The following is a 16,923-nucleotide window of genomic DNA, read 5'->3' as shown; positions in this document are numbered from 1 at the left end:
TATGGCAAAGCAAACTAAAGTAGTTAAAAAAAGAAAAGTAAAAGTAGAAGCTATCGGAGAAGCACATATCCAGGCATCTTTCAATAATATTATTATTTCTTTAACGAATAAAAACGGAGAAGTAATCTCTTGGGCATCAGCTGGTAAAATGGGATTCAGAGGTTCTAAAAAGAATACCCCTTTTGCTGCACAAATGGCAGCCGAAAATTGTGCTACAGTAGCGCATGAAGCAGGCTTGAGAAGAGTAAAGGTTTTTGTAAAAGGACCTGGTGCAGGTAGAGAATCTGCTATCAGAACCATTCACAACTCCGGAATAGAAGTAAGTGAAATCGTAGATGTGACTCCAATGCCTCACAACGGTTGTAGACCACCAAAAAGAAGAAGAGTATAATCTACAGGTTTAAATTTTAAATAATATGGCAAGATATATTGGACCAAAAACTAAGATTGCAAGAAAATTTGGTGTTGCAATCTTCGGAGATGACAAAAACTTCGAGAAAAGAAAAAACCAACCACCGGGACAACACGGCCTCAACAAAAGAAGAGGAGCTAAAAAATCAGAGTACGCAGTACAGCTGAACGAAAAGCAAAAAGCGAAATATACCTACGGAATTCTGGAGAAACAATTCGCCAATCTTTTTGAAAAAGCATCCAGAGCAAGTGGTGTTACTGGTGAAATCCTTTTGCAACTATGTGAATCCAGATTGGACAACGTAGTATATAGATTAGGATTTGCAAAAACCAGAGCAGGTGCCCGCCAATTGGTTTCTCACAGACATATTACCGTAAACGGCGAGCTGGTAAACATCCCGTCATATTTGCTGAAAGCTGGTGATGTAGTGGCTGTAAGACAAAAATCAAAATCCCTCGAAGTGGTAGCGGACGCCCTAGCTTCCAAATCCAACTACGAATGGTTGCAGTTCAACGATGAGAAAAAAGAAGGAACTTTCCTTTCTGCTCCTGAAAGAATTCAGATTCCTGAAGACATCAAGGAACAGCTTATCGTAGAACTTTACAACAAATAATAATTTTAAACAACCTTTGCTCAACCAATAATATGGCAATTTTACAATTCATAAAACCCGATAAAGTAATTCTTTTAAGTTCTGATGATTTCAAAGGCCAGTTCGAATTCAGGCCGCTGGAACCAGGTTTCGGACTTACTATCGGTAATGCTTTGAGAAGAGTATTACTTTCTTCTCTTGAAGGATATGCTATTTCTTCTATTAAAATAGAGGGTGTAGAGCACGAGTTTTCGACAATTCCAGGTATTATAGAAGATGTAACAGAAATTATTCTTAATCTGAAACAACTTCGCCTGAAAGCCACTGTAGAGCAACCAACCAATGAGCAGGTAACTGCTAAGATCACCGGAAAAACAGTTATCACTGCCGGAGATCTGGGGAAATTTATGAATGGCTTCGAGGTTTTAAATACGGATCTGGTAATCTGTAATCTTAATAAAGACGTTACTTTTGAAATAACTTTAGATATTGAACAGGGAAGAGGATATGTTCCTTCAGAACAGAATAAATCTAACAATGCTCCTATCGGAACTATTGCGATTGATTCCATCTTTACTCCGATCAAGAAAGTAAAGTATGCGATTGAAAACTATCGTGTTGAGCAAAAAACAGACTACGAGAAATTAATACTGGATATTGAAACTGATGGCTCTATTACTCCTCAGAATGCTTTAACAGAAGCTTCCAAGATTCTGATCTATCATTTCATGCTGTTCTCTGACGAAAGAATTACTCTGGAAACAGAAGCCGTGAAAGCATCCATCCAGTATGATGAAGAAACCCTCCACACCAGACAACTTCTCAAATCCAAACTTGCAGATATGGATCTCTCCGTAAGAGCTCTGAACTGCCTGAAAGCTGCGGAGGTAGAAACTCTGGGCGAACTGGTGGCCTATAGCAAGTCTGATCTCATGAAATTCAGGAATTTTGGTAAAAAATCTCTGACTGAATTAGAAGAATTAGTACACTCAAAAGGTCTTAACTTCGGTTATGACGTTGCCAAATATAAGTTAGACGCTGATAAATAATAAACAATGAGACACGGTAAAAAAATCAATCACTTAGGAAGAACTGCACCCCACAGAAAAGCAATGCTTTCTAATATGGCTTGTTCTCTAATTGAGCATAAAAGAATCAATACCACTGTTGCAAAAGCGAAAGCGCTGAGAGTATATATTGAACCTCTTTTAACTAAAGCTAAAGAAGATACAACACACAATAGAAGAACAGTTTTCTCTTACCTGCAAAGTAAAGAAACTGTTGCTGAACTTTTCAGAACTGTAGCTCCTAAGATTGCAGAAAGAAACGGTGGATATACAAGAATCATCAAAACCGGATTCAGAGCAGGCGATGCTGCTGATATGGCAATGATAGAACTTGTGGATTTCAACGAAATCTACAATCCGAATGAAGAGGAGAAAAAAGCAACCAGAAGAAGCAGAAGATCTGCTGCGCCTAAAAAAGAAGCAGTAGCTACTATGCCAACTGCTGCAGCCGCGGAAGCGGAAACTGCTGCAATGGAAGCTAAAACAGAAGTTGAAGAGCCACAAACTACAGCCGAAACAGAAGAACCAAACGCTGATGCTCCTGAAAATAAGGAGTAAGACAATTTAACATAATTATAAACGCCGCAAATATTTGCGGCGTTTTTTGTATAAAATCATACAAAAGGCGTATTGTTTATAAGATAAAAAGAATTAATTTTGCTAATGTTATGAAAAAAAATTCAAGTTAAAATTTATTAATGCTAAAAAAAACAAGACTATGAAACTTAAACTTATCGCGATTATCGCACTGTTGTCCGGTGCACTGATGTATTCTCAGAATTCAGAAGTTGATTCTTTAGACGAACTTACTCCGGAAATGGGCAAAAACATCATCAAAACGAATGTTACTGCCTATGCTTTCAGAAACATTAATCTTACTTATGAAAGAGTTATCAATAAGAAATTTTCTGTCAGCGCAACGTATACTTTTATTCCAAAAGGAAAGGTACCTTATGTTGAATCTTTTCTGAAAGGAGAAGATTTAGGAGACATCAAACATATTGATATGTCTTACAATTCATTTACCTTGGAACCCCGAATTTACTTGAATAAAAGAGGTTTTGGCAGAGGATTCTATCTTGCGCCTTATTACCGTTTTTCTAAAATTGATATGAGCAATTACCAGTATGAATTTACTACCGAGATTGTAGTTGGCGGAGTTCCGTTTGAACAAAAAATACCGGTTGATATGTCAGGAAATATTTCAGCCAATAGTTTTGGTTTGATGATTGGTAACCAATGGATTTTGGGAGCAAAACAAAACTGGGTAATTGACTTTTCAATTATCGGAGGCCATTACGGGTTTTCCAATGGAGATTTGGTTGCTTCCAGTAAAGGTCTGAAACTAAGTCCACAAGAGCAGGCTGATCTTCAGGAAGAATTAAATAAACTGGATGTTCCGTTGGTGAAAATTCATGCCACAGCCAATGAAAATGGTGCAACTGCCAAACTCGACGGACCATGGGCGGGACTCCGATTCGGATTGTCGGTAGGTTATCGATTTTAAGAAATCAAAATAAATAATAAAAGCCACCTTTTTTGAGTGGCTTTTTTGATGGATTTAAGGAGTTCCTGCTTTCTTCAGTTCAATAATATTATTTTCCTGAGTGATGGTGATTCGGTTGTCTTCCGAACGTACTACAATATCGTGAGTTTCATAAACAGCACCATAAGGCAGTTTTTCTTTTTCATTTGCGCGAATCGTTTTATTATTGCTCAAGATGCTGATGTAATTTCCGTCTTCTGCAGTACCGAAAGTTACGTTCGCATTAGTGCCGTCTTCCGCCACGTAACGGTGGGTTTCTTCCTGAACTTCCGGTGCAGCTTCCTGCAAAACTGCGGTGGTGGAATCTGAAGATTTATTTTTAATCACGCCGGAATTTCCGGATTCTTTCGTACAGCTTGCAATAAAGGCAAGAGATACAGCGAACACGATAACAGATTTTTTCATACTATTCATTTTGGATTATACTCTTCAAAAGTAAGAAAATTATCATGAAAATTTCAGGGCAAACCTGCCAATAAGCTTTAGTTTCAGCCAAATAATCATTAAATTTGCGAAACTTAGATAGTAGTTAAAAATTATTACAAACCAAAAACAACAATTTAAACATGAGTTACATTTCGTACGTTGAGGCAAGGCAGATTCTTGATTCCAGAGGAAATCCCACAGTAGAAGTAGATGTGTTCACCGAAAGCGGCGCAATGGGCCGTGCTGCCGTTCCTTCAGGTGCTTCTACAGGTGAGCATGAAGCTGTAGAACTGCGCGACGGCGGTTCAGATTATCTGGGAAAGGGAGTTTTAAAAGCAGTAGAAAATGTCCGTGAAATCATCGCTCCGGAACTTATTGGTCTCCCGGTTTTTGAACAAAATCTTATTGATCAGATCATGATTGATCTGGACAATACGGGAAATAAAGGAAACTTAGGAGCCAACGCGATTTTGGGCGTTTCACTTGCTGCTGCCAAAGCTGCTGCAACAGAACTCAGGCTTCCGCTTTACAAATATGTCGGCGGTGTCAATGCTAATACTTTGCCCGTTCCCATGATGAATGTTATCAACGGAGGTTCGCATTCCGATGCGCCTATCGCCTTTCAGGAATTTATGATTATGCCGGTAAAAGCAGAGTCTTTTTCTCACGCTTTAAGAAAAGGAACTGAAATTTTCCACAGCCTGAAATCTATTTTAAAGAGCAGAAATCTTTCTACCGCTGTAGGGGATGAAGGTGGTTTTGCACCAACTTTCAACGGGACAGAAGACGCGTTGGATACCCTGTTGCAGGCTATCGAAAAAGCAGGTTATACACCGGGTGATGATATTATGTTGGCCTTAGACTGTGCTGCTTCGGAATTTTACAAAGAAGGATCTTACGATTACAGAAAATTTGAAGGAGACAAAGGAGCACACAGAAGCAGGGAAGAACAGGTTTCTTATCTGGCGGAACTTTCCTCAAAATATCCAATTATTTCCATCGAAGACGGAATGCACGAAGACGACTGGGAAGGCTGGAAAATGCTGACCGATAAAATTGGAAAAAATGTACAACTCGTTGGCGACGATTTATTTGTTACCAATGTAGAAAGGCTTTCAAGAGGAATTAAAGAGGGTGTAGCGAACTCCATTCTTGTAAAAGTAAATCAGATTGGTTCACTTTCTGAAACCATGGCTGCGGTACAAATGGCACAGCATAACCGCTACACTTCTGTAATGTCCCACAGATCCGGCGAGACCGAAGATTCTACCATTGCAGACCTTGCCGTCGCGATGAATTGCGGACAGATCAAAACAGGTTCCGCTTCCCGTTCAGACAGAATGGCGAAGTACAATCAGCTGCTCAGAATTGAAGAAGCTTTAGGTGATACAGCCATTTTTCCCGGAATGGATACTTTTAAAGTGAGCAGATAAATATTAACAAAATTTATTTTTTAAAACATCAGAATCCGCATTCTGATGTTTTTCATTTTAAGCGTTTGATTATCAGAAAGCTATTCTGTATTTTATTTTCTTGCTCATTTTTTTAAAGAAAATTAATAGTGCAAATAGAAAAAAAACATCAGTATGGCGTCCGGAAGTTTTATTATTAAACGGTTTTTCCGTAATTTTAACAAAAATTTTTCAACAAAATGTCACAGAACAAAGTTATATTGAATTACGACGGGCAATCTTTCGAATACCCCGTTGTAGAAAGCACCATCGGAGACAGAGGTATTGATATTTCAAAACTGAGAGATCAGACAGGCCTCATTACTTTGGATTTAGGATATAAAAATACAGGCGCAACCGTCAGTGAAATCACTTATCTTGATGGAGATCAGGGTGAACTGTATTACAGAGGCTATCCGATTGAGCAAATTGCAGAAAAATCAAATTTCACAGAAGTAATGTATCTGCTGCTTCACGGCGAGTTGCCGAACAAGGAGCAGTTCGATAATTTCGAAACTGGAATTAAAAAATACAATTTTGTAGCCGATGAAATGAAGCGTCTTATCGATGTTTTCCCTCGCTCGGCGCATCCTATGGGAGTTTTATCCTCCCTGACTTCAGCGTTAACGGCGTTTAATCCAAAAGCAGTCAATGTAAATTCTAAAGAAGATTTAGACCATGCTGCCGAAATGCTGATTGCCAAATTCTCTCACCTTTGTGCGTGGACGTACAGAAAAAGAATGGGCTTCCCGATCAACCACGGAGATAATAGCCTGAATTATGTGGAGAATTTCTACAGAATGTGCTTCCGCCGCCCGAATGAGGAATTTGTAATGAATCCTGTTGTAGTCGAAGCGCTGGATAAATTATTAATACTTCATGCTGATCATGAACAGAATTGTTCTACTTCTACCGTGAGAATGGTAGGTTCTGCACACACGGGATTGTTCGCTTCAGTATCGGCCGGAATTTCTGCACTTTGGGGCCCGCTTCACGGCGGTGCCAATCAGGCTGTGATCGAAATGCTGGAAATGATTGAACAGGACGGAGGCGATGTTGCAAAATATGTAGAAAAAGCGAAAAATAAAGACGATAATTTCCGATTGATGGGCTTCGGCCACAGAGTTTACAAAAGCTTTGACCCGAGAGCGACCATCATTAAAAAAGCAGCAGATGACTTGCTGAATGCAATGGGAATCAATGATAAAGCTTTGGATATCGCAATGCAGTTGGAAAGAGTTGCGTTGGAAGACGATTATTTCGTAAGCAGAAAACTGTATCCGAATGTAGACTTCTACTCCGGAATTATCTACAGAGCATTAGGAATTCCTACAGAAATGTTCACCGTAATGTTTGCGTTGGGAAGATTGCCAGGATGGATTTCTCAGTGGAAGGAAATGCGCTTGAAAGGCGATCCGATCGGAAGGCCAAGACAGGTGTACCAAGGTGCCCAGAAACGCGATTATATAGATATCGTAAACAGATAAAAATTATTTAAAGAACCTTTCACATCTGAGAGGTTCTTTTTATTTCATCCTCAAATTCAAAAAAAATCGGTTTTCACCATCAAAAACCTTTCAGTATCTTTGTAACCAGCGCATTTTTATGAAACTTAATATCAAAAACGAAACAGGAAAATTATCATCAGTTGTACTGGGACAGCCCCGTTCCATGGGCGGAATTCCTGCTTTGGAGGAAAGCTATGATGCAAAATCATTCCATTCTATTCAGAATAATATTTATCCCCGGGAAGAAGATATCATTAACGAAATGACCGCCTTTGAAAAAGTGCTTAAAAAATACGAAGTCAATGTTTTTCGGCCAGATATTATTGAAGATTACAATCAGGTTTTTGCCAGAGATGTCGCCTTTGTGATTGATGATAAAATGATCATTTCCAATGTTATTGCCGACAGAGCCGATGAGCAGGACGCTTATAAAAAAATCTTCGAAGAAGTAAAATGGCGCGATATCATTAATCTTCCGGAATCTGCCCATGTAGAAGGCGGAGACGTGATTGTATGGAACGATTTTCTGTTTATCGGAACCTGCTTCAGCGAGGATTACCGGAATTATAAAACTGCGCGTACCAACGAATACGCCATCAATATCCTGAAAGAATATTTCCCTAAAAAAAGGATTATTGATTTCGACCTGAAGAAAAACGATACTGTTCCTTATCAGGGTATTCTGCATCTGGATTGTACGTTCAATCCGGTCGGGAAAGACAAATGTATTATTTACAAAGATGGTTTTGTTGATGAAAGCGATTATCAACTGATTCTTGATATTTTCGGCGAAGAAAATTGTTTTCAGGTGACAGATCAGGAGATGTTCGAAATGTACCCGAATATTTTTTCCATCTCTCCGGAAGTTGTGGTTTCCGACAGTAGTTTTACCAGAATGAACGAATTCCTTCGAAATGAATGGGGAATGACGGTAGAGGAAGTGCCGTATCGCGAGGTCTCCAAAATGGGAGGATTGCTCAGATGTTCCACCATGCCGCTGGTTCGCGAATAATTACAACTGCATTTTCATTTTTTTAATTTCATCCTCATTTACATAACTTTCATAAGGAGGAATCGCTGTGGAGTGAAAAAAGCGTGCTCCGGTTTCATTTTTTATTTCAGCGATTATTTCTGAAGAAATATTTCCGTTGATGAGAATGTTGATGCGGTGAGAATAAAGTTCAATGAGATCTTTCAGTTCGGTTTTTGATTTACGTACATCTTTTTTGCCGCCCGAAGTAATCACGCCGTGAAAACCTAATCGCACCAATTGTTCCACAGTTTCTTTCAAATCCGGAGTATGATCGGCAGCGTTCGAAAATGTGCACGGAAGAGGTTTTGTCAAGGAAATGAGTTCCTGATTTCGTTCCGAATCAATTTGGTTTCCGCGATTCAGAATTCCAAAAACAAAACCGTCGGCACCAGACTTTTTAAAATCGAGAAGGTCGCTTTTCATTTGATGAAATTCTGCATCTGAACATAGGAAAGCTTCACTTTGCGGAGAAATCTGTACGTAAATTGGTTTTGTATATTTGTTTTTCAGATAGCGAAATTCGTCAATATTAGGCGTAATTCCTCCCCACGAACGTTCCGCCGCGAAAACAATTCGATCGGCCACCGACTGCAATGCAGTTTCCGCAGAAGTGATTTCAAAACAAATAATTTCAAGAAAGCCTTTCACCGGGAATATTTATGGTATGCAAGATAATGAATTGCGTTTGGAAAAGGAAGTTTTTTTTTAGGATTTCAGCCGCTGCCCTGTTTCTGTTTCTGGTTTATTATGAGTAATTTTGTATTTCAATATAAAATCAAATATGCAAACAACAGATACTGTTCTTATGATAGAGCCGATAGCGTTCGGATATAATGAACAAACCGCAGAAAATAATTATTTCCAAATCAATACTGAAAACGAAAACACCCAACGGAAGGCTTTAGAGGAATTTCAGAACTTTGTTTCAAAGCTCCGGGAAAAAGGAATCAACGTAATTACCGTGAAAGATACTTTGGAACCTCATACTCCGGATTCCATTTTTCCTAATAATTGGGTGAGTTTTGGCAGCGACGGAAAGGTATTTCTTTATCCAATGTTTGCACCCAACAGACGGGACGAACGGAGGCCAGAAATTCTGGAGGAAGTGCAAAGCCACGGTTTTCAAATAAAAGAAATCATTGATATTTCCCATACGGAATCCGACGGAAAGTTTCTGGAAGCAACGGGAAGTATTATTTTCGACCATGATTATAAGTTAGCGTATGGATCTGTTTCATTGCGCTTGGATAAAGAACTTTTCATGGATTTTTGCCAAAAAATCGGTTATGAACCTATTGTTTTTCATTCCTTTCAAAATGCGGGGAATGAAAGATTGCCCATTTATCATACCAATGTGATGATGTGTGTTGCGGATCGGTTTGTAGTAATTTGCCTGGATTCTATTGATGATGAAATAGAACGTGAAAAAGTGCAGGAAACCATTAAGAGATCAGGAAAGGAATTGATCGAAATTTCAGAAGAACAGATGCAGAATTTTGCCGGAAATATGCTGCAGGTTCACAATTCTGAAGGCAAGAAATTTCTTGTCATGAGCGAAACGGCTTATTATTCTTTAACACAGGACCAGATTGATAGAATTCAGAGTTATTGTGAGATTATTTATTCCAATCTTAGCACGATAGAAACCAATGGAGGTGGCAGCGCCCGCTGTATGTTGGCGGAGGTTTTCCTTCCCAAAACACGAGGATAAATTTAAAATTTATAATTGCAAAACCGTCACGATCTGGCGGTTTTTGTTTTTTGGCGGATTGCATATTTGCCCAGTCTTTGATACTTAAAAAAGAAAATTCAATCCTCATCAATTTACATAATATTGATTATTTATTATAATCTGCAAATATTTTATGATGTTAACGTATTGTTAAATAGATAGTTATCAATGTTAAGTTTTGTTACTTGTTTCGTTGTGTAGAAAAATATTGACTATCTTTAGGCATCAAATCACATTGCCATGGTTAAAAGAATAATCAATCTTCCTGAAAGCGTTCTTGGGTTCAAATTTTCCCGAATTTCCCGAAACGATTTTGCAAAGGAAATACTCCCGGAAGTATCTCAGAAAACGGAAAAAAATCCGAAACTGCACTTCATGTACGTTATTGAAAATGATCCGGAAGGTGACTTCGGAGTTTGGTTTGAAGATGCCATCCGTCGTGTACAGAAACGCTGCTGTTGGAACAAAACCGCTTTTATTACCGACTGTGACCGTTTATCGACTCACGTGAAGAATTTCCAAAAATTCATGATTGGAGATTATAAGATTTTCAAAAAATCTGAAGAGCAAGATGCCATTACTTGGCTTATGAATTAAAATTTCTCTCTCTCTTTTCTCAATCAATTGCAGGTTTTACGATCCTGCAATTGTTTTTTTTAAGCAATCCATGCGCTGGTTCTTCAACTTTGAATTCTCCTTTCAAAAGCCTACTTTTGTATTTCAAAATTGTTCTTAAATGAAGTATCTTCAGGGGTTAAATGAAGCACAGTATCAAGCCGTTACCATGATCGAAGGGCCGCTTATGGTTCTTGCCGGTGCCGGTTCTGGGAAAACAAGAGTTCTCACTATGAGAATTGCCCATCTTATTACCAATGGGGTGAGTCCATTTCATATTCTGGCGCTGACATTTACCAACAAGGCAGCTCGTGAAATGAAGGAAAGGATCGGAAAAGTCGTGGGAGAAAGCGATGCGAAAAGCATCTGGATGGGTACGTTTCACTCCGTGTTTGCAAGAATTCTGCGTAGCGAAGCACATCTTCTGGGATTTCCGTCCAATTTTACCATTTATGATACTCAGGACTCCCTGAATGTTTTGAAAAAAGTAATCAAAGAATTAAATATTGATGCTGATCTTTATAAACCAAAAAAGGTTATGTCGAGGATTTCAGCATATAAAAATAATCTTATCACCGTAAGAGCCTATCTCAATAATCCCGAACTGATGGAGGCTGATGAAAGAGCCAACATGAAATATCTTGGACAGATTTACGGAAAGTATGTAGAATCCTGTTTTCGAAACGGAGCGATGGATTTTGATGATTTACTGTTGCGAACCAACGAGTTGCTAACAAGGTTTCCTGAAGTATTAGCGAAATATCAGGACAGGTTCCGTTATATTTTGGTAGACGAGTATCAGGATACTAACCATTCGCAATATCTCATTGTAAAAGCGCTGGCTTCTAAATTTGAAAATATTTGTGTGGTAGGCGATGATGCGCAGTCTATTTATTCATTTCGGGGCGCCAATATTTATAATATTCTGAATTTTAAAAAAGATTATCCAGATGCGGTCACTGTTTCGCTGGAACAGAATTACAGATCCACTCAGAATATTGTGGATGCGGCCAATGCGGTGATTTCGAAGAATGTACAGCAGTTTAAAAAAAATGTTTTCAGTGAAAATGAAACCGGCGAAAAAATAAAGGTCTATCGTGCACTTTCTGATGCCGATGAAGCCGGATTTGTCGCCGCCAATATTTGGGAACTTCATAACTCTCAGCAAAGAAAATTCAGTGATTTTGCGATTCTCTACCGCACCAATTCTCAGACGAGAGCTTTTGAAGATTCACTCCGAAAAAAAAATATTCCTTATCGTGTTTATGGCGGTTTGTCGTTCTATCAAAGGAAAGAAGTAAAAGATTTGTTGGCCTATCTTCGTCTCTTGGTGAATGAAAATGACAACGAAGCGCTGTCGAGAGTCATCAATTATCCTGCACGGGGAATAGGAGAAACTTCACAGAATAAACTGATTGTTTTTGCAGATTCTCAGAATATTTCGGTATCGAAAGTTTTGGATAATCTGGGTTTTTATTCGCCTCAGTTGGGCCTGAATAACGGGATTCTCACTAAACTTGCAGATTTTTGGGCAATGATTAAAGCCTTCGAGGTGATGCTGAAAACTGAAGATGCTTACACCGTCGCAATGGAAGTGGCCAAAAGAAGCGGCCTGATAAAATTCCTGAAAGACGATCAAACTCCCGAAGGCATTTCGCGTGTAGAAAATGTTCAGGAATTGCTGAATTCCATGCGCGGATTTATCGATGAACAGCAACAGGTGGAAGATGGCGATCCGGGACTGAGCAATTTTTTAGGAAGCATTGCCCTGTCTACAGATCAGGATAATACTAAAGATGATGACAGGGATAAAGTTTCGCTGATGACCATTCACCTTTCGAAAGGATTGGAATTTCCGGTGGTTCATTTGGTGGGATTGGAAGAAAATCTTTTTCCGAGTTTTATGAGTTCCTCCACCCGCGAAGAGTTGGAAGAAGAACGGCGATTATTTTACGTTGCGCTTACCCGCGCAGAAAAACAGGCGTTTTTCACGTATGCCATTTCGCGGTTTCAATGGGGGAAAATTACGGATGCCGAACCTTCCCGTTTCCTGAGCGAAGTGAACAGTGAGTTTTTGGAATTCATCAATCCTGCTATGGAAAGCAGATTTGTGAACCATTCTGGTTTAAAATCAAACATATTCGATGAAATGCCGGCAGATGCCCGTTCTTTCAAAAAGCTGGATCCCAAGAAGAAAATAGAACGGAACGAGGAAACACCAAAAACCATGTCCCGGAATCTGAAACCGGTAGCTACGGCCAGAATTATTAATCCAAGCGGACAAAGTTCACAGGATATTGAAGTGGGCGATCAGGTTCGCCATGATCGTTTTGGCATCGGAGAAGTTACCTTTTTAGACGGTACCGATCCTCAAAACATTAAAGCCAAAGTGGTTTTTCAGCATGAAGGAGAGAAAAATCTGATCCTGAAATTTGCAAAACTTACAAAAATTTAAAGAAAAATTCAGAAGGAATTAAGCAAAAAATAAAAGGCTGTCCGAAACCGAGCAGCCTTATTTTTTTATGGTCTTGGAGTGGTTTTATACACTTGGAAATTAAAAACCAGACTTCTGTTTCTCATGGAATAATTCACGTAAGGATAATAGCTGTCTCTGGCGAAAACAGCACGTGATGGAACGATGATAATTCCCTGCATATTATAATTATCAACATCATCCATGTTGAAAGCACGAAAATGTTGTAAAGCTTCCCTAAAACCTTCAATCTCATAATAATCCTTTGTTTTCCCTGCATTGCTGGCTTCAGAGTCGCTCACAAAATAATATTTAGGATCAACTTCCGGAACTCCGGTACCGTCCACACTGCTTCTGAAAGCTATCGGCGAAGTGAAAGATACAGAACCATTGGATTCAACAGCCAGATGAGAGTATGTTTTGCTCATGATTCTGATGATATCGGTGCTTCCGATGGCAGTTCCCGGATCGGGCTGTGCATTGGGACGAACGATATACACCACACCGGAACTGAGTTTCTGAGGATTCATTTCAGATAATTTGGTGTTATTGTCATCCGCAGGATCGGTAGCGCTGAAGGGGACAATAAGCCCGCGATCGTCCAAATAATGGCCTTCCAGATATTTTTGAATAGCCTGGTCGTCGTAAGCATTTTGCGTTTCAATGTTCTCAGGCTCCTTGTAGGGCTCCTCATCATCTTCTTTTCTGCAGGAAACGGCTGCCAGTACCAAACAACTATATAGGAATAATTTTTTCATTTTAAATTAATAATTAAATTGCTGAAAATTTGTATCAGGCAAAAGTATAAAAAAATATGAGAATTGATAAATTTTTATGGTGTATCCGGTTGTATAAAACGCGGTCTTTGGCTGCAGATGAAATAAAAAAGAACAGGGTTTCCATCGGAGATAGTCCTGTAAAGTCCTCTAAAGAGGTGAAAGCAGGCGAAATTATCAGGATCAGAAAAAACCAGATACTGTATACGATTAAAGTTGTTCAGATTCCAAAAAGCAGAGTGGGAGCCAAGCTTGTTCCGCTGTACATCGAAGATCACACCGAAAAAGACCAGTACGAACTGTTGAAAATGCGTAGGTCTGAGCAAAGTTATTACCGAAATAAAGGAGAAGGCAGGCCCACCAAGAAAGACCGCAGAGAACTCAGCGAATTTATTTCGGACAGTCCGGATGATGATAACACCGATTGGGAAGATTTTTTTTTCGGAGGGAACAGTGCTGAGAATGAGCTTTAATATATTCTGGAAATAATTTCCGCGATGATAGCATCCGATTCTCTGCCTAATGTGTTAATTGTAAACTGAGCTTTGCTGTAAAAAGGAATTCTTTCAAACAAATGTTTAGCGATAAATTCAGGAAGGTCTTCATCCGGAATCCGAGCAATCAGTGGGCGTTTGTGCTTTTGTCTCAAAAGTCTTTCGGTCAATATCGGTACAGAAGTCTGCAGATAAAAACTCACAGAATTTTGATTGATAACTTCCATATTATTGTAATATGCAGGAGTGCCTCCGCCCAAGCTCAATATACCATCTTTGCGAGTGGCTAAAATCTCTTCCAGAACTGCTCTTTCCTGCTGTCGGAAAAATATTTCTCCCTTTTGTTTGAAAATATCGGGAATGCTGAGCTTGTTTTTCCGGGAAATCGCTGTATCCAGATCGATAAAATTGTAGTTCAATTCACGGCTCAACCGTTTGGATATGTGTGTTTTGCCGCAGCCCATATAGCCGAGTAGCGAAATAATCATTTGTCTTGTTTGTACAAATTACCTAAAAAATTTTGAGAAACTAAAAAAATCTTTATCTTTGCACCACTTTTAAAAACAGAAGAAATTCTGTTAGGAAAATGGCCGACCTGGTAGCTCAGCTGGTAGAGCAATACACTTTTAATGTATGGGTCCTGGGTTCGAATCCCAGCCAGGTCACGATCCACAAAATCCGTATTTAATACGGTTTTTGCCTGTGTGGTGAAATTGGTAGACACGCCATCTTGAGGGGGTGGTTTCCTATGGATGTGCTGGTTCGAGTCCAGTCGCAGGCACAACACAAAAACGATCATTTAGAGCACGCTCTAAGACCTGGTAGCTCAGCTGGTAGAGCAATACACTTTTAATGTATGGGTCCTGGGTTCGAATCCCAGCCAGGTCACGAATTTGCTGAAAAGTAAATTTTTTTCATATTAATATTTTGTGATTTGGTGTTCAAAAGCCTTCCGTCAGGAGGGCTTTTGATATTTTATAGGTTATAGCTCAATTGCATATTGTCAATTAATCTTACGTCGCCTATCACCACTACAAGAAAGGCTCTGTACTGGTGATCTTTTTGTATAATTTCAACTTTTCTGAGCGTCTGTTCATCAGCAATGGTGAAGTATTCCATCCTGATCTCCGGTTCATTTTCAAATATTTCTTTTACTTTTTGATTGATTTCCGGAATGCTGAGCTTTCCAAACCATTGTTGAACCTTATGTAAAGTATTGGGAATAATTTCAGCTGTTTTTCGCCCGTGTTCCGTAAGTCTTTTATTTCTGGAACTCATAGCAACCCCATCCGTTTCTCTGGCTGTAGGTACCCCATGAATTTTCACAGAAAGCTGGGTGATTTCTGTTAATTTTTTGATGATGGCCAACTGTTGGAAATCTTTCTCGCCAAAGTAAGCGTTATCCGGTTGCACCTGTCGAAAAAGCTCTTCCACTACCGTACCTACACCATCAAAATGGCCAGGGCGGGAAGCACCTTCCATTTCCATTTCAATGCCCTCAAAATTGTATTGTCGACTTACTGCACCGTTTGGATACAGATCCTTTATTTCTGGAAGATAAACCGCGTCTACAAATCCGGAGGTTTCGAGTGTCTGAAGATCGTTCTCCAAAGTTCGTGGATACTTTTCCAGGTCATCAGGATTATTAAATTGTGTAGGATTGACAAAAATGGACGATACAACCACATCGTTCTCTGTTCTGGCCACTTCATAAAGGGAAATATGTCCGGGATGAAGGGCTCCCATCGTTGGTGCGAATCCTATGGTATTTTTGGATTTCTTATGCTGTAGAATGAATCTTTTTAATTCTTTCCGGCTTTTTATAATCTGCATGATGTACGATTAAAGTGGGTAAAATTATAAAAATATTAAGTACGCCGTAGCTTTCTTTTTTCTTTTTTTATTTGTTCGGCGTTCATAGTATCTACTATTAAAATATGTTAATTAGAATTAAATACATTAAAATTTTGTATTTTTGCAACTTAATGGGTCTATACACTAAAAGACCGATAAGAAAGAACATATGCAGAATCAGAAAATATTGTACATTACTACCGAATTATACCCTTATCAAGAAGAGAGTAATCTTGCATCGATGGTGAGCAAAATGGCTCTTCAAATGCATGGTGAAGGCAATGATGTGAGAGTATTTATGCCTCGTTTCGGCTCTATTAGCGAGAGAAGGTTCCAGCTGCATGAAGTTATACGCTTGTCCGGAATGAATATTATTATCAATGATCTGGATCAGCCTCTTATCATTAAAGTAGCTTCACTTCCAGGGGAGCGTCTGCAGGTATATTTTATCGACAATGAAGAGTATTTCAAAAGAAGATATTTTTATAAAGATGAAGAAGGGAATACTTATGATGATAATGGTGAAAGAGCAATCTTCTTCGCAAGAGGGGTAATCGAAACCATAAAGAAACTAAATTGGGTTCCGGATGTTATTCACCTAAACGGATGGATGTCGTCGCTCATTCCTATTTATCTTAAGAATTATTATAAAAGCGACTATTATTTTAAAGACACCAAAATTGTAATGTCCCTTTACAACGAGGAAAATTTACTTTTGGAAGATGATATTAAAGAAAAATTAAAATTCGATAAAATCAGTAATTTCAACGCTGTTGAAGCGCCAGATTTTCAAAATGTTGTAATAGAAAGCATGAGCTATGCAGACGTAGTTGTGAAAGGGGATGAGTTTCTGGAAGGCGAACTGAATAAAGCTTTTGAAAATACGACTGCTCAAAAATCTGAATATCTGGATGAAAATTCTATAAAAAAATTATACTAAATTT

Annotated in this window: 18 protein-coding genes and 3 tRNA genes; 16 read left to right on the top strand and 5 right to left on the bottom strand. The window is 39.0% G+C overall.

Translation table 11 applies throughout. The annotated features are described in order from the left end of the window. Nucleotide 1 precedes the first annotated feature (1 nt). From rpsK to DQ356_RS01115, 5 genes are all read left to right on the top strand, one after another. Nucleotides 2-391: a 30S ribosomal protein S11 gene (gene rpsK, locus DQ356_RS01135; RefSeq protein ID WP_114302622.1), complete on the top strand. Its 390-nt coding sequence runs from the start codon at nt 2-4 to the stop codon at nt 389-391. A gap of 25 nt (nt 392-416) precedes the next feature. Beyond that, nucleotides 417-1,025 carry a 30S ribosomal protein S4 gene (gene rpsD / locus DQ356_RS01130; RefSeq protein ID WP_114302621.1) on the top strand — a complete coding sequence of 203 codons (609 nt, stop codon included), beginning with the start codon at nt 417-419 and terminating at the stop codon, nt 1,023-1,025. Nucleotides 1,026-1,057: 32 nt separating this feature from the next. Continuing rightward, a complete protein-coding gene (locus DQ356_RS01125; protein ID WP_114302620.1) occupies nt 1,058-2,053 on the top strand; it encodes a DNA-directed RNA polymerase subunit alpha in 996 nt (331 codons plus the stop codon). A gap of 6 nt (nt 2,054-2,059) precedes the next feature. Beyond that, nucleotides 2,060-2,629 carry a 50S ribosomal protein L17 gene (gene rplQ / locus DQ356_RS01120; RefSeq protein WP_114302619.1) on the top strand — a complete coding sequence of 190 codons (570 nt, stop codon included), beginning with the start codon at nt 2,060-2,062 and terminating at the stop codon, nt 2,627-2,629. A 160-nt stretch (nt 2,630-2,789) separates the two neighbouring features. Continuing rightward, nucleotides 2,790-3,578 (top strand): DUF3575 domain-containing protein, encoded by a 789-nt coding sequence (locus tag DQ356_RS01115; RefSeq protein WP_114302618.1) that lies wholly within the window; start codon nt 2,790-2,792, stop codon nt 3,576-3,578. Between the two features lie 54 nt (nt 3,579-3,632). Here DQ356_RS01115 and DQ356_RS01110 read toward each other — a convergent pair whose 3' ends face one another. Continuing rightward, nucleotides 3,633-4,022 (bottom strand): metallophosphoesterase family protein, encoded by a 390-nt coding sequence (locus DQ356_RS01110; RefSeq protein WP_114302617.1) that lies wholly within the window; start codon nt 4,020-4,022, stop codon nt 3,633-3,635. A gap of 161 nt (nt 4,023-4,183) precedes the next feature. Between DQ356_RS01110 and eno the strand changes: the two genes are divergently transcribed. The 3 genes from eno to DQ356_RS01095 all read left to right on the top strand — a co-directional run bounded on the left by eno (nt 4,184) and on the right by DQ356_RS01095 (nt 8,014). After that, nucleotides 4,184-5,476 (top strand): phosphopyruvate hydratase, encoded by a 1,293-nt coding sequence (gene eno / locus DQ356_RS01105; protein ID WP_114302616.1) that lies wholly within the window; start codon nt 4,184-4,186, stop codon nt 5,474-5,476. 218 nt (nt 5,477-5,694) lie between these two features. Next, on the top strand, nt 5,695-6,981 hold the full coding sequence (locus tag DQ356_RS01100) for a citrate synthase (protein ID WP_114302615.1): 1,287 nt from the start codon (nt 5,695-5,697) through the stop codon (nt 6,979-6,981). Nucleotides 6,982-7,099: 118 nt separating this feature from the next. Further along, nucleotides 7,100-8,014, top strand: a complete 915-nt coding sequence (locus DQ356_RS01095; protein ID WP_114302614.1) for a dimethylarginine dimethylaminohydrolase family protein — start codon at nt 7,100-7,102, stop codon at nt 8,012-8,014. Here DQ356_RS01095 and DQ356_RS01090 read toward each other — a convergent pair whose 3' ends face one another. Beyond that, entirely contained in the window at nt 8,015-8,683 is a 669-nt protein-coding gene (locus DQ356_RS01090) for a copper homeostasis protein CutC (protein ID WP_166413030.1), read from the bottom strand. Between the two features lie 133 nt (nt 8,684-8,816). Here DQ356_RS01090 and ctlX point away from each other — a divergent pair, with 133 nt between their 5' ends. The 3 genes from ctlX (at nt 8,817) to DQ356_RS01075 (ending at nt 12,837) form a co-directional block, all read left to right on the top strand. Continuing rightward, nucleotides 8,817-9,746, top strand: a complete 930-nt coding sequence (gene ctlX, locus DQ356_RS01085; RefSeq protein ID WP_114302612.1) for a citrulline utilization hydrolase CtlX — start codon at nt 8,817-8,819, stop codon at nt 9,744-9,746. Nucleotides 9,747-10,007: 261 nt separating this feature from the next. After that, a complete protein-coding gene (locus tag DQ356_RS01080) occupies nt 10,008-10,364 on the top strand; it encodes a SpoIIAA family protein (protein WP_114302611.1) in 357 nt (118 codons plus the stop codon). 139 nt (nt 10,365-10,503) lie between these two features. Continuing rightward, the gene (locus tag DQ356_RS01075) at nt 10,504-12,837 is read left to right on the top strand and encodes an ATP-dependent helicase (protein WP_114302610.1); all 2,334 of its coding nucleotides are present in this window, start codon (nt 10,504-10,506) and stop codon (nt 12,835-12,837) included. A 65-nt stretch (nt 12,838-12,902) separates the two neighbouring features. Here the strand turns inward: DQ356_RS01075 and DQ356_RS01070 are convergent, their stop codons facing one another. Beyond that, nucleotides 12,903-13,613: a hypothetical protein gene (locus DQ356_RS01070; RefSeq protein WP_114302609.1), complete on the bottom strand. Its 711-nt coding sequence runs from the start codon at nt 13,611-13,613 to the stop codon at nt 12,903-12,905. Nucleotides 13,614-13,669: 56 nt separating this feature from the next. Here DQ356_RS01070 and DQ356_RS01065 point away from each other — a divergent pair, with 56 nt between their 5' ends. Continuing rightward, nucleotides 13,670-14,104, top strand: coding sequence for an RNA-binding S4 domain-containing protein (locus DQ356_RS01065; RefSeq protein ID WP_114302608.1), 435 nt, complete (start codon nt 13,670-13,672; stop codon nt 14,102-14,104). Here DQ356_RS01065 and DQ356_RS01060 read toward each other — a convergent pair. Continuing rightward, entirely contained in the window at nt 14,101-14,613 is a 513-nt protein-coding gene (locus tag DQ356_RS01060; protein ID WP_114302607.1) for a shikimate kinase, read from the bottom strand. The genes DQ356_RS01065 and DQ356_RS01060 overlap by 4 nt on opposite strands. Before the next feature lie 104 nt (nt 14,614-14,717). Between DQ356_RS01060 and DQ356_RS01055 the strand changes: the two genes are divergently transcribed. The 3 genes from DQ356_RS01055 (at nt 14,718) to DQ356_RS01045 (ending at nt 15,013) form a co-directional block, all read left to right on the top strand. Next, nucleotides 14,718-14,790 (top strand) — tRNA-Lys (locus tag DQ356_RS01055). A gap of 33 nt (nt 14,791-14,823) precedes the next feature. Next, nucleotides 14,824-14,906: transfer RNA gene (locus tag DQ356_RS01050), tRNA-Leu, on the top strand. A gap of 34 nt (nt 14,907-14,940) precedes the next feature. Continuing rightward, nucleotides 14,941-15,013: transfer RNA gene (locus DQ356_RS01045), tRNA-Lys, on the top strand. Nucleotides 15,014-15,100: 87 nt separating this feature from the next. Here the strand turns inward: DQ356_RS01045 and panC are convergent. Beyond that, nucleotides 15,101-15,958: a pantoate--beta-alanine ligase gene (gene panC, locus DQ356_RS01040; RefSeq protein WP_114302606.1), complete on the bottom strand. Its 858-nt coding sequence runs from the start codon at nt 15,956-15,958 to the stop codon at nt 15,101-15,103. A gap of 190 nt (nt 15,959-16,148) precedes the next feature. Here panC and DQ356_RS01035 point away from each other — a divergent pair, with 190 nt between their 5' ends. Then, nucleotides 16,149-16,919 (top strand): glycogen/starch synthase, encoded by a 771-nt coding sequence (locus tag DQ356_RS01035; protein WP_114302605.1) that lies wholly within the window; start codon nt 16,149-16,151, stop codon nt 16,917-16,919. Nucleotides 16,920-16,923 lie beyond the last annotated feature (4 nt).

Origin of the sequence: Chryseobacterium lacus (genome assembly GCF_003336205.1) — a bacterium.
Taxonomy (GTDB): Bacteria; Bacteroidota; Bacteroidia; order Flavobacteriales; family Weeksellaceae; genus Chryseobacterium_A; species Chryseobacterium_A lacus.
This window is presented reverse-complemented; position numbering and strand designations above follow the sequence as displayed.

Coding starts and splice junctions, on each gene's coding strand:
- rpsK (WP_114302622.1), top strand. CDS start 2: ATGGCAAAGCAAACTAAAGTAGTTAAAAAAAGAAAAGTAAAAGTAGAA.
- rpsD (WP_114302621.1), top strand. CDS start 417: ATGGCAAGATATATTGGACCAAAAACTAAGATTGCAAGAAAATTTGGT.
- DQ356_RS01125 (WP_114302620.1), top strand. CDS start 1,058: ATGGCAATTTTACAATTCATAAAACCCGATAAAGTAATTCTTTTAAGT.
- rplQ (WP_114302619.1), top strand. CDS start 2,060: ATGAGACACGGTAAAAAAATCAATCACTTAGGAAGAACTGCACCCCAC.
- DQ356_RS01115 (WP_114302618.1), top strand. CDS start 2,790: ATGAAACTTAAACTTATCGCGATTATCGCACTGTTGTCCGGTGCACTG.
- DQ356_RS01110 (WP_114302617.1), bottom strand. CDS start 4,022: ATGAAAAAATCTGTTATCGTGTTCGCTGTATCTCTTGCCTTTATTGCA.
- eno (WP_114302616.1), top strand. CDS start 4,184: ATGAGTTACATTTCGTACGTTGAGGCAAGGCAGATTCTTGATTCCAGA.
- DQ356_RS01100 (WP_114302615.1), top strand. CDS start 5,695: ATGTCACAGAACAAAGTTATATTGAATTACGACGGGCAATCTTTCGAA.
- DQ356_RS01095 (WP_114302614.1), top strand. CDS start 7,100: ATGAAACTTAATATCAAAAACGAAACAGGAAAATTATCATCAGTTGTA.
- ctlX (WP_114302612.1), top strand. CDS start 8,817: ATGCAAACAACAGATACTGTTCTTATGATAGAGCCGATAGCGTTCGGA.
- DQ356_RS01080 (WP_114302611.1), top strand. CDS start 10,008: ATGGTTAAAAGAATAATCAATCTTCCTGAAAGCGTTCTTGGGTTCAAA.
- DQ356_RS01075 (WP_114302610.1), top strand. CDS start 10,504: ATGAAGTATCTTCAGGGGTTAAATGAAGCACAGTATCAAGCCGTTACC.
- DQ356_RS01070 (WP_114302609.1), bottom strand. CDS start 13,613: ATGAAAAAATTATTCCTATATAGTTGTTTGGTACTGGCAGCCGTTTCC.
- DQ356_RS01065 (WP_114302608.1), top strand. CDS start 13,670: ATGAGAATTGATAAATTTTTATGGTGTATCCGGTTGTATAAAACGCGG.
- DQ356_RS01060 (WP_114302607.1), bottom strand. CDS start 14,613: ATGATTATTTCGCTACTCGGCTATATGGGCTGCGGCAAAACACACATA.
- panC (WP_114302606.1), bottom strand. CDS start 15,958: ATGCAGATTATAAAAAGCCGGAAAGAATTAAAAAGATTCATTCTACAG.
- DQ356_RS01035 (WP_114302605.1), top strand. CDS start 16,149: ATGCAGAATCAGAAAATATTGTACATTACTACCGAATTATACCCTTAT.